Raw genomic sequence first — 17,691 nt, 5'->3', positions numbered from 1 at the left:
AACGAACGCCCCGCCGAGCCAAGCCGGCCTTCAGGGCGCGCTGGCAAGCAGTGCCGCGGTGTCCGCGGCGCCCATTCGCATCGCGGCCGCCCAGGGGCTGATGCCGTCGGCGTCGCGTACCGCCGGGTTGGCGCCGCGCGCCAGCAACAGGCGGGCGATGTCGACCCGGTTGAACATGGCGGCGAACACGAGCGCGGTCTTGCCGTTCGGCCCCGCGGTATCCACCTGCGCTCCCTTCTCCAGCAGCAGGGTGGCCACCGCCAGGTCGCCCTTGAAGGCTGCACCGGCAAGCGGTGTCTGGCCGGCGTCGTTCATCAGTTCCGGGTCGGCGCCGTGTTCGAGCAGTACGCCGGCCGTGTCCGCGTGGCCGTGATAGCAGGCGAGCATGAGCAGGCTGTCGCCGCGTTCATTGCGCAGGTTCGGCGGCAGCCCTTGCTCCAGCAATGCCCGCAATGGTTCCGTTTCCCCGGTGCGCGCATACTGGAACACCTTGCGTACGAAAGCCAGCGTGTTCTCGTCGAGCTGGCTGGCATGGGGACGGGGTGATGGCATGGTCGGCTCCAGGGTTGACGGTATCCTGATTAGACCATAGCCGGGCCGACCGGCGGCGCACGCCGCGAATGTTCGAAAAATTCGATGGTAGGTGGGTAAACTATCCGTTTTTCATCCCGGTGGGGAGCGCGCATAATGGCTTCATCGCATCGAACGGCACCGACGTGCGCTCCCTGGGACGCGCGTTCAATGTAAATCGAATCGTTCGATGGTCGAATCAACGCAAAAGGAGAACATCATGTTGAACGTGCGCAATAGTAACGAACGCGGCGCCGCCAGCTTCGGCTGGCTCCAGTCACGGCACAGCTTCTCGTTCGGGCATTACCATGACCCGAAGCACATGGGTTTCGGCCCGCTGCGGGTGATCAACGAGGACCACGTGGCCCCCGGCCGCGGCTTCGACGCGCACGGCCACCGCGACATGGAAATCATTTCCTATGTGCTGGATGGCGCGCTGGAGCACAAGGACAGCATGGGCAACGGTTCGGTGCTGCGCTACGGCGACGTGCAGCGCATGAGTGCCGGCAGCGGCGTGGTGCACAGCGAATACAACCACTCGAAGGAAGAGGGCGTGCACTTCCTGCAGATCTGGATCGAGCCGGCTGGCCGCGGCGAGCCGCCGGGCTATGAGGAGAAGCACTTCGACACCGCCTCGAAACAGGGCCGCCTGCGCCTGATCGCGTCGCACGACGGGCGCGAGGGGTCGGTCTCGATGCGCCAGGATGCGTCGATCTACGCCACCATCATGAACGGCGGCGATACCCTGATCCATCCGCTGGCGCCGGGCCGGCTGGCCTATGTCCACGTGATCCGGGGCGGCGTCAGCGTCAACGGCGTGCCACTTGCGGGCGGCGATGCCGTCAAGCTGACCGATGAAGCAGCCGTGGAGCTGGCGCAGGCCGAGGCGGCGGAAGTCCTGGTCTTCGATTTGCCGCGCTGAGTGCCGGCGCGCCGGGCGTTGCTCGGTGCGCTTGTCCGGACTCGGCGCGGGCCCTTCAAGCGCGCGCCTCGACGCAGGGGCGCCCGACCATGCGGGCAAAGGGGGCGTGCTTGCGCGCCCGCTCGAGCCACCAGCGCAGCGCCGCTCCTTCTTCTCCGCTGCGCCAGGCCAGGTAGAAGGTTTCGTCCGGTTTCGGTTCCACGACCTCCTTTTCCACCAGCAGCCCCTGCTCGATCGCCGGACGCGCCCAGGGCTCGGGCAGGAAGCCGAAGCCGAGGCCCTTGAGCTGGAAGTCGTACTTGGTTTCCATGTCCGGGACCGCCAGCGTTTCCTGTCCGAAGGCCAGGCCCACGGTGCGCGCGCCGAGCTGGCGCGCCGAGTCCGATACCGCCACGGCGCGGTAGGGCAGGAGATCCGCCTTGTCGAGCGGCTGCGGGTTTGCCGCCAGCGGGTGGACAGGCGCAACGGCGAACACGAACGAGATCGAGCCGATCGGCTCGGCCGTGTAGCCGCCGCCGGACGGCCCTTCGCCGGCTGCTCCCAGCAGCACATCGACGCGGCGGTCGAGCAGCGCATCCCAGGTCCCCGACAGCACTTCGCGCACCAGGCGCAGGCGGGTCTGGTCGGCGGCGGCGTAGAAGGCCTCGATGTCGGGCTGCAGCGCGCCCGGCGCGAGCATCGAGTCCATGCCGATCGCCAGTTCGGTTTCCCAGCCGCAGGCCACGCGGCGTACGCGCGATTCAAGGTCCCCGGCGGCGCGCAGCAGGTAACGGCCTTCCTTCAGCAGCTCCCTGCCGGCGGCCGTCAGCACGACCTTCGGCCCGAAGCGGTCGAACAGGCGCACCCCCAGGTCTTCCTCGAGTTTCGATACCGTGTACGAGATGGTCGAGGGAACCCGGAACAGTTCCTTCGCGGCACCCGCGAAGGAGCCCTTGCGGGCGATGGTGTCGACGATCTCGAGAGCATCCAGGCTGAGCTTGAGCAATTGCGGATCCCTGTTTGTTCCGTTGCCAATGTAACAGTCGCGCATGGTACCGGAGTTGGCGCAGTCCGGCCATCCCTGGGGCGCGCCAGGCGGACGCATGCGTTCACGACAACATGTTATGGTGCCGTGTACAGGCTGACATCGCATCTACTTCGTCCCGGCTTCCATGTTCAAGTTCATTACAGAATTTCTTCAGAGTAGCGGCTACCTCGGTGTCTTCGCCCTGATGGCCATTGAGAACATTTTCCCACCGATTCCTTCGGAGCTCATCATGCCGTTCGCCGGTTTCGTCGTGGCGCGCGGCGACCTGAACCTGATCGGAGTGTTGATCGCCGGCACCGCCGGCTCGATCGCCGGCGCCTTGCCCTGGTACTACGGCGCGAGGAAATACGGTAAGGAAAGATTGAAGCAATTCGCCGACCGTCATGCCCGCTGGATGACCGTGAGCGCCGAGGACATCGACAAATCGATCGCAGCGTTCGACCGCCATGGCCGCTCGGTGGTGCTGTTCGGGCGCCTGATTCCAGCCATCCGCACGCTGATCTCGGTGCCGGCGGGCCTCGCATGCATGTCACTCGGACAATTCTTGTTCTTTTCGACCTTGGGCTCGCTCGCCTGGACCGGCGTCCTGACGGCGGCCGGGTTCCTGTTGGAAAGCCAATACGAACGGGTGGCCGATTACGTCGACCCGGTCTCGAAGGCGATCCTGGGCCTGCTGCTCGCCTGGTACCTCTACCGTGTCTTCACGCACCGCCCAGCCAAGGGCTGATGCGGCATGGCGCCGTGGCAGCCGCACGGCAGCACGCAGGCTTTTCCGGCTTGGGCTACACTCCGCCTGTTCGATAGCAGGCCCAAGTCCATGAAGAACCGATTGCTGGAAGACATCGACGACAGCCAGTCCGGACTGTCGGCACCCGCGGGTCGCCCGAAGGGCCTGGAACCGCGGCAAGCGCCGGCGGACCCGGCGGCGCAAGCACCGCAGCCCGGCCCGCGGCATACACCATCCGCGGCCCCGGTGGCGCCAGTCGCGCCTTCCGTGGAGCAGGCGCGTCAGCGTGCCGGCGTGTGGCGCAGCCGCGACAGCGTGCCGCCCCAGCCGGCGCGGGCGCCATGTCCCCCGGTGCCGCCTTTCGCGCAACCGCAAGCGCAACCACAAGCGCACGCGCCGGCAGGCGCGCCGCCCATGCCGGAGCGGCCCCGCGCGGCCGCCGGGGTGGCGCCCGACGTCGCCTCGTTCGCCAGCCGCCAGCCGGACTGGGCGATTCCCCTGGCCGAGGAACCGCTGCCGTGGATGGACCGCTGGGGCCGCAAGGTGCTTGGCTGGACCGTGGGCACCGCCGCCGTCCTCGCCATTGCGGGAGCGGCGACGTGGATGGTCCGGGAAACCAGGGTCGAGGCCACGCTTGCGGTAGTGGCGGGCAGTACGCCTCCGGCAGGACCGGCATCCACGCCGGCCACCGGGGTGCCGGTAGTGCCGGACGTGCCGGACACCAGCCTGGCCGGAGACGCGCCGGCCGAACCCCCGCCGCTCAAGCTGCTGCAGCCTGCGCCCGGCGCGCCTGCGCCGGCGCCAGGGGGGGAATTGCCGGCCACGGGGACCGCGGCTGCCGGTGCGGCGCTCGCCGATGCGGTGGTGGCCGCAAGCGCAGGCGTGGCGGCTGCCGGCAGCGCACCGGGGGCGACTCGAGGATCGGCTGACGGGACGGCCTCGCGTGCCGCGCCGGTGGTAGCGGCGCCGGACGGGGCGCGCAAGCAGGCTGCGAAGCCGCCGGCCGCCAGCCGTGCAAGGGAGCAGCGTGTCGCCGCCGACGGTTCGCCGGCACGCAGCCGGGCTGGCCAGGTCGAGGAAAAATCCGCGCCGAAGCGCAACCCGGAGCAGTCGCGCGAGCGCCTGGCGGCACGCACGGCCGATGCGCCCGCGCGTCCTGCGCCCCGGCCCGTTGCGCCGCCCGCGCCGCCCGCCCAGCCGCCTGCCGAGGGAGCGCTGTCCGAAACGCTGCGTTTGTGCCGTGCCGCCGGCTACCACGCCACCGCGTGCATCAAGCGCGGGTGCGAGGCAACCCGTTTCGGCCTCGTCTGCCGTGGCTGAGTGCAGGCGCCGGCGCCACCGGGGCCGCCTTCCGGTGTTTCGGTCAGCGCTTGCTGGTCGCGGTGAGTCGCGGCGTCCGCCGGCGGCCTCGCATGGCGCCAGCGCAGCGATGTATTCGATGTCGTCGACCGCGCGCCGGATGGCGCCGGTCCAGGCCGGCGACGTGGCGCAGCCCCTCGGGCGAGACGAGGTGGACGTCGACTTCGTCGGGCAATGCGAAGTCGGGCTGCATCATCCAGCCATCGATGGCGTCGGGATGCCTGGCGCCGTTACAGCGCCCCGGACCAGGGGGCATGCCAGGCCGGGAAGTTGTCGTTGCCGGTCGCTTCACGCCAGGACACGCGGTTGCGTCCCGCCTGCTTGGCGCGGTACAGCTCGGCGTCCGCGGCCTCAACCAGCTCGGCCGGCTGTTCCGCGCTGCCCGGGTACCAGCTTGCACCACCCACGCTGACGGTCAGTACCGGTGCCACGCTCGAGGACTCGTGCGCGATCGCCAGGCCGGCCACCGCGTCGCGCAGGTGCGACACCAGCTCGCGCGCGTCCAGCGCCCCCGTTTCCGGAAGCAGGAGCACCAGTTCCTCACCGCCGTAGCGCGCCGCCAGGTCGGCCGGCCTGCGCATGGCGGCGCCGGCCGTGCGTGCCACCGAGCGCAGCGCCCGGTCGCCGGCCGGATGGCCATAGCGGTCGTTGTACTGCTTGAAGGCGTCGATATCGAGCAGGGCGAGCGACAACGGACGGCCGGAACGCCGGGCGCGCTGCCATTCCATGCCGTAGACCTCGTCGAAGCGGCGGCGGTTGGCCAGTTCGGTCAGGCCGTCCACGTTGGCCAGCCGTTCCAGCATGCGGCGCTGGCGCACCACCTGCAGGTGCAACGCCACGCGCGCCATCACCACGGTGGCATTGAAGGGCTTGGTGATGTAGTCGGCCGCGCCCATCTTCAGGCCGTTGGCCTCGTCCTCGGGACGGTCGAGCCCGGAGATGAAGATGACCGCGATGTGCGCGGTCTGCGGGTCGGCGCGCAGGCGGCGCAGCACTTCGTAGCCGTCCATGTCGGGCATCATCACGTCGAGCAGGATCAGGTCCGGCGCGTGGCGCGCGGCGCGTTCGAGCGTCTGGGCCCCGTTCTTCGCCAGCAGCACGGTGTACTCGGGCATGAGCAGTTCGCCCAGCACCTCGCGGTTGATCGCGTCGTCGTCGGCCACCAGGACCTTCTGCATCTCCACCGGGTTCATGCATCGTTCTCCATCTTCTGCTCCAGCTCCGCCGCCAGCACGGCAAGCGGCTCGACCGCGGCAGCGTACTCGATCTCCTCCACGGCGCGCCGTATACGTGCCAGGACTGCGGCATACGCGTTGCCCGGCAGGAGGGCTTCCAGCTCGGACAGCGCGGATTCGGCGCGCGCGTCGTCGTCGCGCAGGTGGTCCTGCAAGCGTGCCAGCAATTGCGCCACCTGCGCCGGCGTGCGCACCGGGACCCGGTGGGTTCCACCCGCGCCGGCCAGCCGGGCCAGTCCGGCCAGCACCGCATCGAGGGCGTCGAGCAGGGGCGGCAACAGGCGGCCGAGACCCTCCACGGTGCCGGCGCGCAGCGCCTGCTCGACGCGGTCCGCGGCGGCGGACAACGCAAACGCGCCCACGTAGGCGGCACTGGACTTGAGATTGTGGGCCAGGCACTGGAGACGCGCATAGTCGCCGCCGGCAAGTGCCTCGCGCAGGACCTTCCGGGCGTCGGCATACTCGCGAACGAAGCTGCTGGCGCGCTTTTCCAGCCGGCTGCGTTGCCCATCCACATGGTCCAGCGCCACGCGCCAGTCGAGGCCGGGGACCGCAGGCAGCGTGGCCAGCACGGGTGGCAGGGCGGCCGGCGGGGCGGGTTCGTCCGGCGCGGCGCATGCGTCGCGCCGCGGCGGCAGCGGGCGGCCGGCGAGGCGCGCCGGGTCGATCCATTTGAGCAGGGTGCAGAACAGCAGGTCGGGGTCGATCGGCTTGGTGACGTGGTCGTTCATGCCGGCCGCCAGGCTCTTGACGCGGTCGGCCGGCAGCGCGTGGGCGGTCATGGCGACGACCGGCAGCGTGCGCAGGCGTGGATCGCTGCGGATCGCACGGGTGGCGTCCAGGCCGTCGAGCTCGGGCATCTGGATGTCCATCAGGACCAGGTCGTAGTCGCCTGCGCTGGCCATGCGCAGCGCTTCGCGGCCGTTGAAGGCGACATCGACCTGCATGCGCGCGGCGGCCATGAAGTCGAGCGCCACCTCGCGGTTGTTGGCATTGTCCTCGGCCAGCAGGATGCGCGCGCCGTCCAGGCGCGGAATGTCGGATGCCGCCGCCAGCGCCGGCGCCGCGTCCGCGGGTGGCGCCAGGTCCGGTTGCAGCGCCTGCAGCAGGCTGTGATAGAGCAGCGAAGGCCCGACCGGCTTGTGCAGGAAGGCGTCGACCCGCAGGTCGCCCTCCTGTGCGAGCACCGTATCGCGCGTACACACCGACACCATCAGGATGGCTGGCGCCGTCTGGCCCGGAGCGCTGGTGCGGATGCGGCGGATGGTCTCGATCCCGTCCAGTCCCGGCATCAGGTAGTCCATCAGGACGATGCCGTAGGGGTCGGTTGCAGCGTGGGCCTGCGCCATCGCCGCCAGGCAATCCTCGCCGGAGGCCACGGTGTCTGTGCGAACGCCCAGGGCCGCGAGCATTTCGGCGAGCGCCGAGCGCGCAGTGGCGCTGTCGTCCACCACCAGGGCGCGCACGTCGTGCAGCGCGCAGCAAGGCGCCGGCCCGGCTGCGGCCTGGCCGTCGCCGACCCCGAGCGGAATCGTAAAGCTGAAGCGGCTGCCGACGCCCCGGGTGCTGGCGACTGCGATCTCGCCCCCCATCAGCTCGACCAGCTGGCGCGAGATCGACAGCCCCAGTCCCGTGCCGCCGTACTTGCGCGTGGTCGAGCTGTCGGCCTGGCTGAAGGACTGGAACAGGCCGGCCACCTGTTCGGACGTCATGCCGATGCCGGTATCGCTGACGGAAAAGGCGAGCGTGACCTGGCCGGGCGCGCTTGCGCCGGCCTGGGCGGCCTCGACCGCGACGACGATCTCGCCGCTTTCGGTGAACTTGACGGCATTGCCCGCCAGGTTGACCAGTACCTGGCCGAGGCGCAGCGGATCGCCGACGAGGTGCTGCGGCACCCCCGGACCGACACGGAAGATCAGCTCCACGCCCTTGGCATCGCTCTTGACGCCGGTCACGCTCGACAGGTGCTCGAGCACCTCGTCGAGCGCGAACGGGACCTTCTCGATCGCCATCTTGCCTGCCTCCATCTTCGAGTAGTCGAGAATGTCGTTGACCAGGCCCAGCAGGTGCTCGCCGGCTCCCAGGATCTTGCCCAGGTAGTTGCGCAGCCGGGGCGGCGGATCGCCCATCAGCGCCAGCCGGCTCATGCCGATGATGGCGTTCATCGGGGTGCGGATTTCATGGCTCATGTTGGCGAGGAACGCCGACTTCATGCGCGCTTCCGTCTCCGCGCGCAGCATCGCTTCCCTGGCGGCCTTGCCGCGCAGGCCGAGGATGCGCAGGAACAGCAGCATGTCGACGGTGACGCCGAGCTGCAGCGAATGCAGGGTCCAGAAGTTGGCCGGCAACTTGCCGGCAACCATCAGGGACTGCACCACGGCGCCGCCGGCGCTCAGGAACCATCCGAGCAGGAAGTAGGCGCCGATTGCGTCCCCGGCGCGCAGCCGGCGCCATGCGCCGGGCAGGCCGAGGAACATCGGTGCGCTGCCCACCGTGACGGTAAAGACGATCAGGACCCGGTGGTCGAGCAGGTCGAACGCCCACAGCACGCCTGCCAGGGTGCAGAGAACGGCGCCGCCTTTCATCATGCGACTGAAGCCGCGGTCCATGCCCGGCCGGGCCAGGATCTGCTCGACGAACAGGTAGGCGCCGGTGGACGCCAGCATCGAGGACAATCCCATCATGTGCTTGCTGGGCCACTCGTCGCCGCGCCACAGGAATTGCTCGCCCAGGCCGAACCAGACGACCGAATACAGGGTCAGGCCGCCCACATACATGGCGTACTTCAGGTACAGCGACTCGCGCATGGTGATCCACTGCCCGGCGCTGTAGGCGATCAGGCAGGCGGCGATCCCCAGCAGCAGTCCCTGCAGCATCTGCTCCGCCAGCGACACCTGGTGAAACGCGTCCGGCTGCATGAAGCTCACCGGCGCCACACGGGGGCCCCTTGCCTGCACCCGTACCAGCAGCGTGTACTCGGCGCCGGGCTGCAGCGTCAGCGCGACCGCCGGAACGCGGCCCTTGAGCGCCCCGGTTTCGTCGAGGCGCCGCCCGCTGGCGGCCAGCTTGCGCACCTTGCCGCGCTCCTCCAGGTAGAACTCGACGTAGTCGAGAATGCCGAAATCGATCTGCACCACCCAGTCGCCCGGCGCGTCCGGCGCGACCCGGAACGGAATGCGCATCCAGGTCGGGTCCTCGTCGACGCCAAGCACTCCGGCGGCGAGGGTCGGCCGGAAGAAACGGCGCGATTGCGCCAGCACGCTTTGCGCGTCGAGCCGGGCGCCTTCGTCGACCAGCAGGGTGACGGCCGGCCAGGCGTCGATGGTGCGGGCGCCGCGTTCGAGCTCGAGCGGGGCGCTTGCCGCCCGTGCGGCGGACGGGACCATGGCCGACGCCAGGAGTGCCAGCAGCACCAGGAGCAGCAGGCCGCGCAGCGCGTGGCGCATGGAAGGGATGCGAAGGGCAGCGTTCATGGATCGGTCCGTGCAAAGGCTCATGCGTTGTGGCCGGCGGCAGGCCCGGCGGGATGTCCGGCCAGGCGCGCCTCGATGCCGTTCAGCCAGCGCGGCGCCTGCGGGTCATGGCGCCATGCCCGCGCCGCGTCGTCGACCTGGCCGAGCAGGGCGTCGGGCAGGCGAAGGGGGCGGGTCTGGTCGAGCAGGAAGCGTGTCACGAGCCGGTAGCCGGCTACGCGGGTGAGCATGCGGCTGATCGCAAAACCCGGCACGAACAGGCGCACCGCCGTGTCGAAGGCGCGTATGGCCGCGAAGCCGCCCGCGAACAGCAGGCGCGGCACCAGTGCCACGCGCGCAGTCAGGCCCAGGTCGGCGCTGGCTGCGGGACCGCACAGCAGGCGGGTAAGCAGGACCGGGAAGGGCTTCAGCAGACGCACCGGGATCTGCTCCTCCATGGTTCGCATCAGTGCCGCCGCCAGGGCCGGGCGCGGGTCGGGCCGGCGCCCGCGGGCGCGGCCGCGGGCCTGGATGCCGGCGAAGCGCGCCTCGGCGTCTTCCATCGTCCAGGCCATCAACCCATGCTCGATGCCGAGCACGTGGCCGAGGACGTTCCAGGCGTGCAGATAGGCCTCCTCGTCGGCGCGCGGCAGGCCCAGGCCGAGCCGGCGCAGGCCGCGCAGGAACACGTAGCTGAAGGTGAGCAGGGTATAGGCCAGCTCTTCCTGGTTGCAGGGAAGGCCGTCGCGCGTGCTGTCCCACCCGTGGGCGTACAGCGCGTGGTACATGCCGCCGCCCGCCGGGGCCAGCGGCGGCAGCGCGGCCGGCGCCAGCCCCGCTCCCGCAGCCGGCGGCGCGCCGCGCAGCACCAGGTGGCGGATGGTAGCGTGGATCAGTCGCACCTTGAGTGCCTGCGCCACGCCGCCGCCTTCCGGCGTGCCCAGGCCGCCGCGTAGCATCACCGGGAAGATCATGGCGGCGGTCGAGCGGATGCGGTAGTCGGTGTGCTGTTCGAGCTGGCCGGCAGCGTGGAGCACGGCCGACAGGTCCGGCAGCACGTAGCATTCCGGCAGGCTGGCACAGAACAGCAGTGTGCAGGACAGCATGCTCATGTCCATGAACAGCGCCTCGGCGCGCGCCATCTTCATCGGGTCGGCCCAGCCCGGGAGCGACCGGCATTGCGCCAGGTAGTCCTGCAAGGCCGTCGCGATGCGGGGGTCGGTATCCGCACCGGCTTGCCAGGAACGCAGGCCGCCATTGGTTTCCCAGCGCACGATCTCGCGGTTGACCGCGGCGATGCGCTCGGCCAGCGCATGGGGGCCGCACGCGCCCCCGAGGATGCGGGCGACCGTGTCGTCGGCTGCCGGGTCGGCGCGCAGCGACGGGAGCTGCGGGTGGATGGCATCGCGATTCATACAACCTCCTCGGGAAGGGTGGACAGCGGGTGCGGACAGGGTTCAGTGGTGGAGCGGATGCCCGGCCGGGGCCGGGCGGTCAGGTGCGAGCGTGGCGGCGACGCGCTTTGCCGGCATGCCTGTGCTGCGCACGCCGCAAGCCGGGCTCTCAGAAACGCACATCGAGGCGCAGGTCGGCGGTACGCGGCGCGGACGGCGTGGTCATGCCGAAGCTGTCGATGATCGTCGGCCGCACCTTGTCCTCGAGGTTGCGCACGCGCGCCAGCAGGCTCCAGTTCGCGCCCAGCGGCTGGTAGCTCAGGGTCGCGTCGGTGCTGGTGTGCGAAGGCACGCCGTAGGCCAGCTGCTGGCTCGGCACGGTCAGCACGTAGCCGGCGCTGGCGCGTACGAACACGCCTGCGGCCAACTGGCCGCCGGCCGCGGCGAAGCGCTGCACATAGCCGAGGTTGAACACGTGGCTCGGCGCGCGGTCGAGCTCGCGGCCCGCCCAGTTCGCGCCGGGCGCCGGCGCATAGGTCACGTAGCGCGCGTCGAGCAGGGTGAGGCCGTAGTTCAGGCGCCCCCCGCCGCCCACGCGCAGCTCGCCGTCGAGTTCGACACCGCGGCTGCGGGCGGCCCCAGCATTGCGGGTCAGCAGGCGCGGCGCCCCGGCGACGATCGCGTTGCCCGTCAGCTGCAGGTTGGTATAGTCGTAGTGGAAGAGCGCGGCATTGACGCTCATCCTCCCGCCCAGCAGGCGCGACTTCAGGCCCGCTTCCCAGGCGCGCAGCTCTTCCGGCTGGTAGTACAGGAACTCGGGCGTGACGGCCACGGCCGCGGGGCAGGGGATGCCGCGCGCGCTGGTACCGGCCACGCAGCCGTCGTTGAAGGCGCCGGCCTTGTAGCCGGTCGCCAGGCTGGCATAGGCCAGGGTACCCGGTGCCAGGTCGCCTTCGATGCCGAGGCGCCAGGTAGTGCGCGAGGTTGCCAGGGCGGCCGCGTTCAGCAGGCGGCGGTCGGTGGCCGGATTGAACACCGGACCCTGCTGGAAGTCCGTCGAGCCCACGCGTTCCTTCCGGTCCTGGGTGCGGCGTGCGCCGGCTGTCAGGCGCAGGTCGTCGCGCACGCGCCAGGTCAGCTGGCCGAACACGGCCTTGCTGCGCGCATCGGTCACCAGCGGGAAGGCATAGTACGGCGGCAGGCCGACCGGGCGCAGGCCCTGGAACGCATACGCGGTGTCGGACTCCTCCGTAAAATAGTACAGGCCGCCCTGGGCGCTGAGCGGCCCGCCCCCGTTGGTGGCGATGCGCAGCTCGTGCGAATCCTGGCGGTTGGCGCCATCGTAGGTGTTGATCACGCCGAGCGCGATCGCCGGCGAGATACGGTAGTAGTAGTTGTTGACCATCTCCTGGTCGAGCCGGCGGTGCGAACCCAGGTAATAGAGGGTGGCCGGCCCCAGGTTCCAGCTCAGGTCGGCGGACAGCCCGCGCGCGCGGCGGTCCTGCATGCCCTGCACCGGCGCGATGTTCGCCGGGCGGAAGCGGTTGCTCAGACGCTCCTCGGTCGTGCCGGCGCGCCACACCGGCGCGCCCGTCGCGATGCCGGTGTAGAAGTTGGTGTCGGGGACGAAGCGGTCGTTGTTGCCCGCGGCTGCGCTGTGGTCGTAGCGCACCAGCAGCGACGCGTCGCGGCCCAGGGCCAGCTTCGCGCTCAGGCGCGCGTCGCGGTCGTCGCGGTCCATGCCGGGACGGAGGGAAGTCCCCTGGCCGTTTTTCAGGAACGGGTCCTGGCGGCGCTGGCTGACGGCTGCGCGCAAGGCCAGCGCATCCCCGACCGGGACGTTGACCACGCCCTCGAGCTTGCGGTTGCCATAGGTGCCGGCTTCGACGGCAACCCGGCCTTCCAGCTGCGCGGTCGGCGCGTTCGACATCACGTTGACCAGGCCGGCGGTGGTATTACGGCCGTACAGCGTGCCCTGCGGGCCACGCAGCACTTCGATGCGCTCGACATCGAGGAAATTCGCGGTCTGACCAGCCGGGCGCGCGATGTACACGCCGTCGACCATGAAGGCGGCCGACGGATCGCCCTTGTCGGTGGTGTCGTTGTTGCTGATGCCGCGGATGGTCACGCGCAGGCCCGAGAAGGCCTGGTCCACGTGGACGTTCGGCAGGCGCGGGCCGAGCGAGACAGGGTTGTCGGCGCCGATATCGCGCAGCGCTTCGCCGCTTAGGACGCTCATCGCGACCGGCGTGCGCGACGCCAGCGTGGCGGTGCGCTGGGCCGTGACCACGACCTCCGGCACGGCGTTCTCCTCGATCGTGGTGGAGGGCAGGTCCTGTGCCTGCACCAGGCTCCACGACATACCCGATACTGCGACGGCCAGCAACTTCCGCGCCGGCCGGCCCTGCTTTGCTTTCATCAGAAACAGCTCCCTGGTTTTTTTCGTTGCACGCCCTGCATGGGGCGGCATCCTGTTTTTGTTCTAATCGGGCAACTTCAATTGCGCTGGAGATGCAGTCCGGAAGTCTAGCAGGTAGTGACATTAGGAAATAGCTCTATAACCTTAACAAAGAAAAAATGAACAAAAGTGGGGCGCCGCTACAACGCTCCTGCCATGAGGCCGGCGCCACGCGTGCGCCGCAACGTTGCCGTTTTGGATTATCTTTACGGCAACTAGATGCTTGCCGCCTCGTGGCGGCCGCAACGATGCAATCTTCGAGGAGAGCGGATGACCCGAGCACTACGACCTGGGCTGGCGGCCTTGCTGCTGGCGTGCACGGCGAGCGCCGCTGCCGGCGGCGGCAGCGCTGTGGCCACCTATACCAATCCCGTGCCGCTGCGCCTGGCCGACGGCAGCCTGGCCGAAAGCTGCGCCGACCCGGCGCTGCTGCGCGACCGCACATCGGCGCCCACTGTCTGGTACATGTATTGCACGACGGACCCGGTGAGCCGCAAGGAGCGCGACGGCAAGGGCTGGAAGTTCCGGATGATGCCGGTGTACCGATCGGTGGACCTGGTCAACTGGTATTTCGTGCGCGACGCCTTCGACCGGCTGCCGGCCGGCCTGGCCGGGCCCCGGGCCGGCCTGTGGGCGCCGGAACCGGTCTACCAGAACGGCAGCTACTACCTGTATTTCACGATCACCGACGTGGCCGACGCCCATAGCCCGGAGAAGGGCTGCGCGTCGGATAGCGGCATCGGGGTGGCTACCAGCGCCTCGCCCGCCGGCCCGTGGACGCCGGCCGCGCAACTGGTGGTGCCCCCGCGCCGTGCGGGGGCAGGCTGCAACTTCCATTGGACCTTCGATCCCGACGTGGTCGAGGACAGCCAGGGGGACCGCTTCCTGTACTACGGCAGCTACGGCGGCGGCATGTTCGTGCAGCGCCTGTCGCAGGACGGCCTGCGGGTTGAGGGCGATCCGGTGCGCATCGCCGCGAGCGGCCGCTACGAAGGCGCGGAAGTGGTCAGGCATGGCGAGCACTGGTACCTGTTTGCCTCGGCCACCGATTGCTGCCGGGGCCCGCTCACCGGTTATGCGCTGTATGTCGGCCGTGCGGCCAGTCCCGAAGGCCCCTTCCTGGACCGGGACGGCAACGACATGGCGGCGGCGCGCGCCGGCGGGACGCCGGTGCTGCAGCAGAACGGCAACCGCTGGGTCGGCGCCGGGCACAACACCGTGTTCCAGGACGAAGCCGGACAGTGGTGGACCTTCTATCACGCGGTCGACCGCAACAACGGCTATTTCAGCGTCAAGGACAAGCTCACGCGCCGCCCGCTGCTGCTCGACCGGATCGACTGGGTGGACGGCTGGCCCGTCATCAACAGCGGCAAGGGACCGTCCGACAGCGCGCAGCCGCGCCCGGCCACCAGCAGGGAACCGCTGCGCACCGGCGCGCTTCCGGGCCCCGCTGTGCCGCCCTCCACTGCGCCGGTCACCACACCGCTGTGGACCGAACGTTTCGACGGCGGCAGGCTCGATCCGCGCTGGCGCTGGGTTCGGCCGGAAGCGGCCGGCAGCTGGGCGACGAACCAGCCGGGGCTGCGCATGGCGACGCGCCAGGCCGACCTCCACGTCGACACCAACAACGCGGCGGTCCTGGCGGCAGCGCTGCCGGACGGCGACCTGCGCGTCGAGGCGCGCATCCGCCTGGATGCGCCGCTCGACTGCTGCGCGCTGCCGGTGCAGGCGGGGATCGTGGTCATGCGCGACGACGACAACTACGTCAAGCTGGTGGAGTTGGCATACCAGGGACTGCGGCAGGTCGAGTTCGGCAAGGAACTGGGCCCCGTGCCGAGGGGCTATCCGCGCTATGGCAACACGGTGGTCGGCACGCCGGGCGAGTGGACCACGCTCAGGATCGACATCCTGCGCGACGGCGGCGGCGAGGAGCGCTACACCGCCTGGTCGAAGCAGGACGGCAAGGCATGGGTCCGGGGCGGCACCTGGACCCACAAGCTCGGGAGCGGCGCGAAGCTAGGCCTGGTGGCGATGGGCGGCGCCGGCCACGCGGTCACGTTCGAGCGGGTCAGTGTCGAGCGGCTCGCGCGCTGACTGCGGCGCAGGCGCGCGTGGGGCGGCCGGCGCGGCGTGCAGCCGGACCGACCAGGTCACGCCCGCCACCAGCAGGACGATCGCAGCCAGTTCGAGGGCGCGCGGGCCGTGGCCGCGGTACACGAAGCCGTAGAGGAGGGCGAACAGGGTTTCGAACAGGATCAGCTGGCCCGACAGCGTGACCGGCACCCGTCGGCTGGCCACGTTCCAGAGCTGGTTGCCGATCACAGACGCACCCAGCGCCAGCAGGGCATTGCAGGTCCAGAACAGGGTCCAGTCGCGGGCGGGAGCGGCGGCAGGCCCGCCGGCTCCGGCGCCCATCCAGTTCCAGGCCCAGGTCCAGGCCAAAGCAGCAAGCCCGATCAGCAGGGCGATCAGGCCGGTGGCCATTCCGTACAGCGCCGACCATTGCGCGCTCGAGAACTGCGGGTTGCGCTTGAGGTAGCGCGCGTTGTCCAGCGCATACCAGCTCCAGCACAGCAGTGCGCCCGTGGCGCACAGCACGCCCAGTGCGATTGACCCCGCAGGCCGGGCCGCGCCGGCATGGACAAAGGTGTCGACGTTGATGCAGGCGATACCAAGCCCGACCAGCAGCAGCGGCAGGGCCAGCCGGCGCAGCGGCACCGCGCCGTGGTCGTTGCGTCCCAGGAGGGTGACGACCACCGGCAGCATCCCCACGATCAGCGAGGTCGGGGCCACGCCGGCCAGCTTCACCCCGGCCGCAAGCAGCATGTAGTACACGATGTTTCCGGCCAGGGCGTGGCGCAGCAGTGCCGCATGGTCGCTGGGAACCAGGGTGGCGGACAGGGTTTTCAGGCGCGGCAGCAACAGGACGAAGGCCATCGCACCATAGGCCACGTAACGGCCGACCGCCAGTTCCAGCGGCGAGAACGCACGCAGGAGTTCCGGCACGACGAACACCATGCCCCACAACGCACCGGCCAGCAGGCCGCACAGCACACCCATCCACATATCGACACCGTCCGCGCCGGCCCGTCGTCAATCCGCGCCGGTCGCAAAAGGGACGATTCTACCCCGGCGGCACGAATGCCATCAGGACACCCCCGGATAATAATTATTTGCTAGTATTAATTTATAAAACCAGGCATCAAGACAACATAACCCAGGAGACAGGTTTGGCCCCAACATTGGCCCGCCTTGCCGGCGCGATGCGCGCGACTGCACTGTGCGCCGTGCTGTGCACCCCCGCGCTTGCCCTCGCGCAGGTCGAAGTCCGGATGTGGACGCTGCTCAGCGGCGGCGACGGCGCGCGCATGGCGGCGCTGGTCGAACGCTTCAATGCGAGCCAGCGCGAGGTGCGCGTCGTCAGCACCACCCTCAAGTGGGGCGAGCCGTTCTACACCAAGCTGATCACCTCCTCGGTCGTCGGCGCCGGCCCGGACATCGCCACCGTGCACCTGTCGCGCATGACCAACCTCGCCGGCGGCGGGGTGCTGCGCCCGATCGCGCCCGCCGAGTTGCGCGAGGCCGGCCTGGACCCTGCAGACTTCTACCCGCGCCAGTGGCAGAAGGCGCAGCACGGCGGCCGTACCTACGCGGTCCCGCTCGACCTGCATCCGCTGGTCCTGTACTACAACAAGACCCTGGTCGGCCATGCCGGCCTGCTGGACGAAACGGGACAGTTGAAACCGATCGAAGGCATCGACGCGCTGACGAATGCGTTTCGCGCCGTACGCCAGGCCACCGGCCGGCCCGGCATGACGATGGAGAGCAGCCAGAGTTCGTATGCGATCTGGCGCCTGTGGATTTCGATGCTGGCCCAGCGCAACGCGCCACTGATCGAGAACGGTCGCTTTGCCTACGGTCCCGCCGGTGTGGACTCGCTGGCGCGGGTCAGCCACTGGTTCCGGCAGGGCTATGCCCAGCCCGGCCTGGATTATCCTGCATCGACCAGCCAGTTCATGGGCGGGAATGCCGGTTTCATGATCAACGGCGTCTGGGAAGTGCCCGAGATGGTGCGCGCCACCCAACGCGGCACCCTCGGCTTCGAGTACGGCATCGTGCCGCTGCCGCGCATGTACGGCAACGACAGCGTCTGGGCCGATTCGCATGCGTTCGCGATTCCCGCCAACGAGGGCCGGCCGCTGTCGCCGCAGAAGGCGCGCGCCGTGCTGCGCTTCATCGCCTTCGTGAGCAGGAACTCCTTCGGCTGGGCCGAGGGCGGCCACGTGCTCGCTTACCGCCCGGTGGCCGAATCGCCCGCCGTCCAGACCCTGATGCCGAACCGCCTGTATGCGGACGTGCCGCGCCACGTCATCTACGATCCGGATGCCTGGTACATGGGCGCCGCCGGCCCGCTCGAAGCGATGGCCTCGAAGTACCTGCCGGCCGCGCTGTCGTCCCAACTGACCCCGGCGCAGGCGCTGCGGATGTTCGAGACCGAGGCGGCGCGCATGATCCGCAAGCGCGCGCCGCGCTACTGAAAGGACCGC

At 69.8% G+C, this 17,691-nt stretch carries 12 protein-coding genes; 5 read left to right on the top strand and 7 right to left on the bottom strand.

Translation table 11 applies throughout. The features are described 5' to 3' along the window. Positions 1-30: 30 nt before the first annotated feature. Positions 31-552, bottom strand: coding sequence for an ankyrin repeat domain-containing protein (locus tag ACFFJK_RS09735; RefSeq protein WP_379678911.1), 522 nt, complete (start codon positions 550-552; stop codon positions 31-33). Between the two features lie 238 nt (positions 553-790). On the opposite strand from ACFFJK_RS09735, the gene ACFFJK_RS09730 reads away from it, so the two are divergent. Beyond that, a complete protein-coding gene (locus tag ACFFJK_RS09730) occupies positions 791-1,492 on the top strand; it encodes a pirin family protein (RefSeq protein WP_379678910.1) in 702 nt (233 codons plus the stop codon). 55 nt (positions 1,493-1,547) lie between these two features. Here ACFFJK_RS09730 and ACFFJK_RS09725 read toward each other — a convergent pair whose 3' ends face one another. Beyond that, entirely contained in the window at positions 1,548-2,477 is a 930-nt protein-coding gene (locus ACFFJK_RS09725) for a LysR substrate-binding domain-containing protein (RefSeq protein WP_379678909.1), read from the bottom strand. 166 nt (positions 2,478-2,643) lie between these two features. Between ACFFJK_RS09725 and ACFFJK_RS09720 the strand changes: the two genes are divergently transcribed. Beyond that, positions 2,644-3,246: a DedA family protein gene (locus tag ACFFJK_RS09720; RefSeq protein WP_379678908.1), complete on the top strand. Its 603-nt coding sequence runs from the start codon at positions 2,644-2,646 to the stop codon at positions 3,244-3,246. A 90-nt stretch (positions 3,247-3,336) separates the two neighbouring features. Then, on the top strand, positions 3,337-4,566 hold the full coding sequence (locus ACFFJK_RS09715; protein ID WP_379678907.1) for a hypothetical protein: 1,230 nt from the start codon (positions 3,337-3,339) through the stop codon (positions 4,564-4,566). A gap of 269 nt (positions 4,567-4,835) precedes the next feature. Here ACFFJK_RS09715 and ACFFJK_RS09710 read toward each other — a convergent pair whose 3' ends face one another. From ACFFJK_RS09710 to ACFFJK_RS09695, 4 genes are all read right to left on the bottom strand, one after another. Continuing rightward, a complete protein-coding gene (locus tag ACFFJK_RS09710) occupies positions 4,836-5,798 on the bottom strand; it encodes a diguanylate cyclase (protein ID WP_379678906.1) in 963 nt (320 codons plus the stop codon). After that, the gene (locus tag ACFFJK_RS09705) at positions 5,795-9,313 is read right to left on the bottom strand and encodes a hybrid sensor histidine kinase/response regulator (RefSeq protein ID WP_379678905.1); all 3,519 of its coding nucleotides are present in this window, start codon (positions 9,311-9,313) and stop codon (positions 5,795-5,797) included. Before ACFFJK_RS09705 ends, ACFFJK_RS09710 begins: the two co-directional genes overlap by 4 nt. Positions 9,314-9,333: 20 nt before the next feature. Further along, positions 9,334-10,707 (bottom strand): oxygenase MpaB family protein, encoded by a 1,374-nt coding sequence (locus ACFFJK_RS09700; RefSeq protein WP_379678904.1) that lies wholly within the window; start codon positions 10,705-10,707, stop codon positions 9,334-9,336. Between the two features lie 148 nt (positions 10,708-10,855). Beyond that, on the bottom strand, positions 10,856-13,105 hold the full coding sequence (locus ACFFJK_RS09695) for a TonB-dependent receptor (protein WP_379678903.1): 2,250 nt from the start codon (positions 13,103-13,105) through the stop codon (positions 10,856-10,858). Positions 13,106-13,414: 309 nt separating this feature from the next. Between ACFFJK_RS09695 and ACFFJK_RS09690 the strand changes: the two genes are divergently transcribed. Then, complete coding sequence (locus ACFFJK_RS09690; RefSeq protein WP_379678902.1) at positions 13,415-15,238, top strand: glycoside hydrolase family 43 protein; 1,824 nt, start codon at positions 13,415-13,417, stop codon at positions 15,236-15,238. On the opposite strand, the gene ACFFJK_RS09685 is transcribed toward ACFFJK_RS09690, so the two are convergent. Continuing rightward, on the bottom strand, positions 15,161-16,210 hold the full coding sequence (locus tag ACFFJK_RS09685) for a DMT family transporter (RefSeq protein WP_379678901.1): 1,050 nt from the start codon (positions 16,208-16,210) through the stop codon (positions 15,161-15,163). The genes ACFFJK_RS09690 and ACFFJK_RS09685 overlap by 78 nt on opposite strands. Before the next feature lie 164 nt (positions 16,211-16,374). On the opposite strand from ACFFJK_RS09685, the gene ACFFJK_RS09680 reads away from it, so the two are divergent. Further along, positions 16,375-17,682 (top strand): extracellular solute-binding protein, encoded by a 1,308-nt coding sequence (locus ACFFJK_RS09680; protein WP_379678900.1) that lies wholly within the window; start codon positions 16,375-16,377, stop codon positions 17,680-17,682. The last annotated feature ends 9 nt before the right edge of the window (positions 17,683-17,691 follow it).

It is taken from the genome of Massilia consociata (assembly GCF_042432755.1).
Taxonomy (GTDB): Bacteria; Pseudomonadota; Gammaproteobacteria; order Burkholderiales; family Burkholderiaceae_D; genus Telluria; species Telluria consociata.
Note: the sequence above shows the minus strand (reverse complement) of the source record. Positions and strands in the feature narration are given on the sequence as shown.

What these genes read in the sequence shown, in the direction of transcription:
- ACFFJK_RS09730 (WP_379678910.1), top strand. Translation starts at nt 791, where the DNA reads ATGTTGAACGTGCGCAATAGTAACGAACGCGGCGCCGCCAGCTTCGGC.
- ACFFJK_RS09735 (WP_379678911.1), bottom strand. Translation starts at nt 552, where the DNA reads ATGCCATCACCCCGTCCCCATGCCAGCCAGCTCGACGAGAACACGCTG.
- ACFFJK_RS09720 (WP_379678908.1), top strand. Translation starts at nt 2,644, where the DNA reads ATGTTCAAGTTCATTACAGAATTTCTTCAGAGTAGCGGCTACCTCGGT.
- ACFFJK_RS09715 (WP_379678907.1), top strand. Translation starts at nt 3,337, where the DNA reads ATGAAGAACCGATTGCTGGAAGACATCGACGACAGCCAGTCCGGACTG.
- ACFFJK_RS09705 (WP_379678905.1), bottom strand. Translation starts at nt 9,313, where the DNA reads ATGAACGCTGCCCTTCGCATCCCTTCCATGCGCCACGCGCTGCGCGGC.
- ACFFJK_RS09695 (WP_379678903.1), bottom strand. Translation starts at nt 13,105, where the DNA reads ATGAAAGCAAAGCAGGGCCGGCCGGCGCGGAAGTTGCTGGCCGTCGCA.
- ACFFJK_RS09700 (WP_379678904.1), bottom strand. Translation starts at nt 10,707, where the DNA reads ATGAATCGCGATGCCATCCACCCGCAGCTCCCGTCGCTGCGCGCCGAC.
- ACFFJK_RS09710 (WP_379678906.1), bottom strand. Translation starts at nt 5,798, where the DNA reads ATGAACCCGGTGGAGATGCAGAAGGTCCTGGTGGCCGACGACGACGCG.
- ACFFJK_RS09685 (WP_379678901.1), bottom strand. Translation starts at nt 16,210, where the DNA reads ATGTGGATGGGTGTGCTGTGCGGCCTGCTGGCCGGTGCGTTGTGGGGC.
- ACFFJK_RS09690 (WP_379678902.1), top strand. Translation starts at nt 13,415, where the DNA reads ATGACCCGAGCACTACGACCTGGGCTGGCGGCCTTGCTGCTGGCGTGC.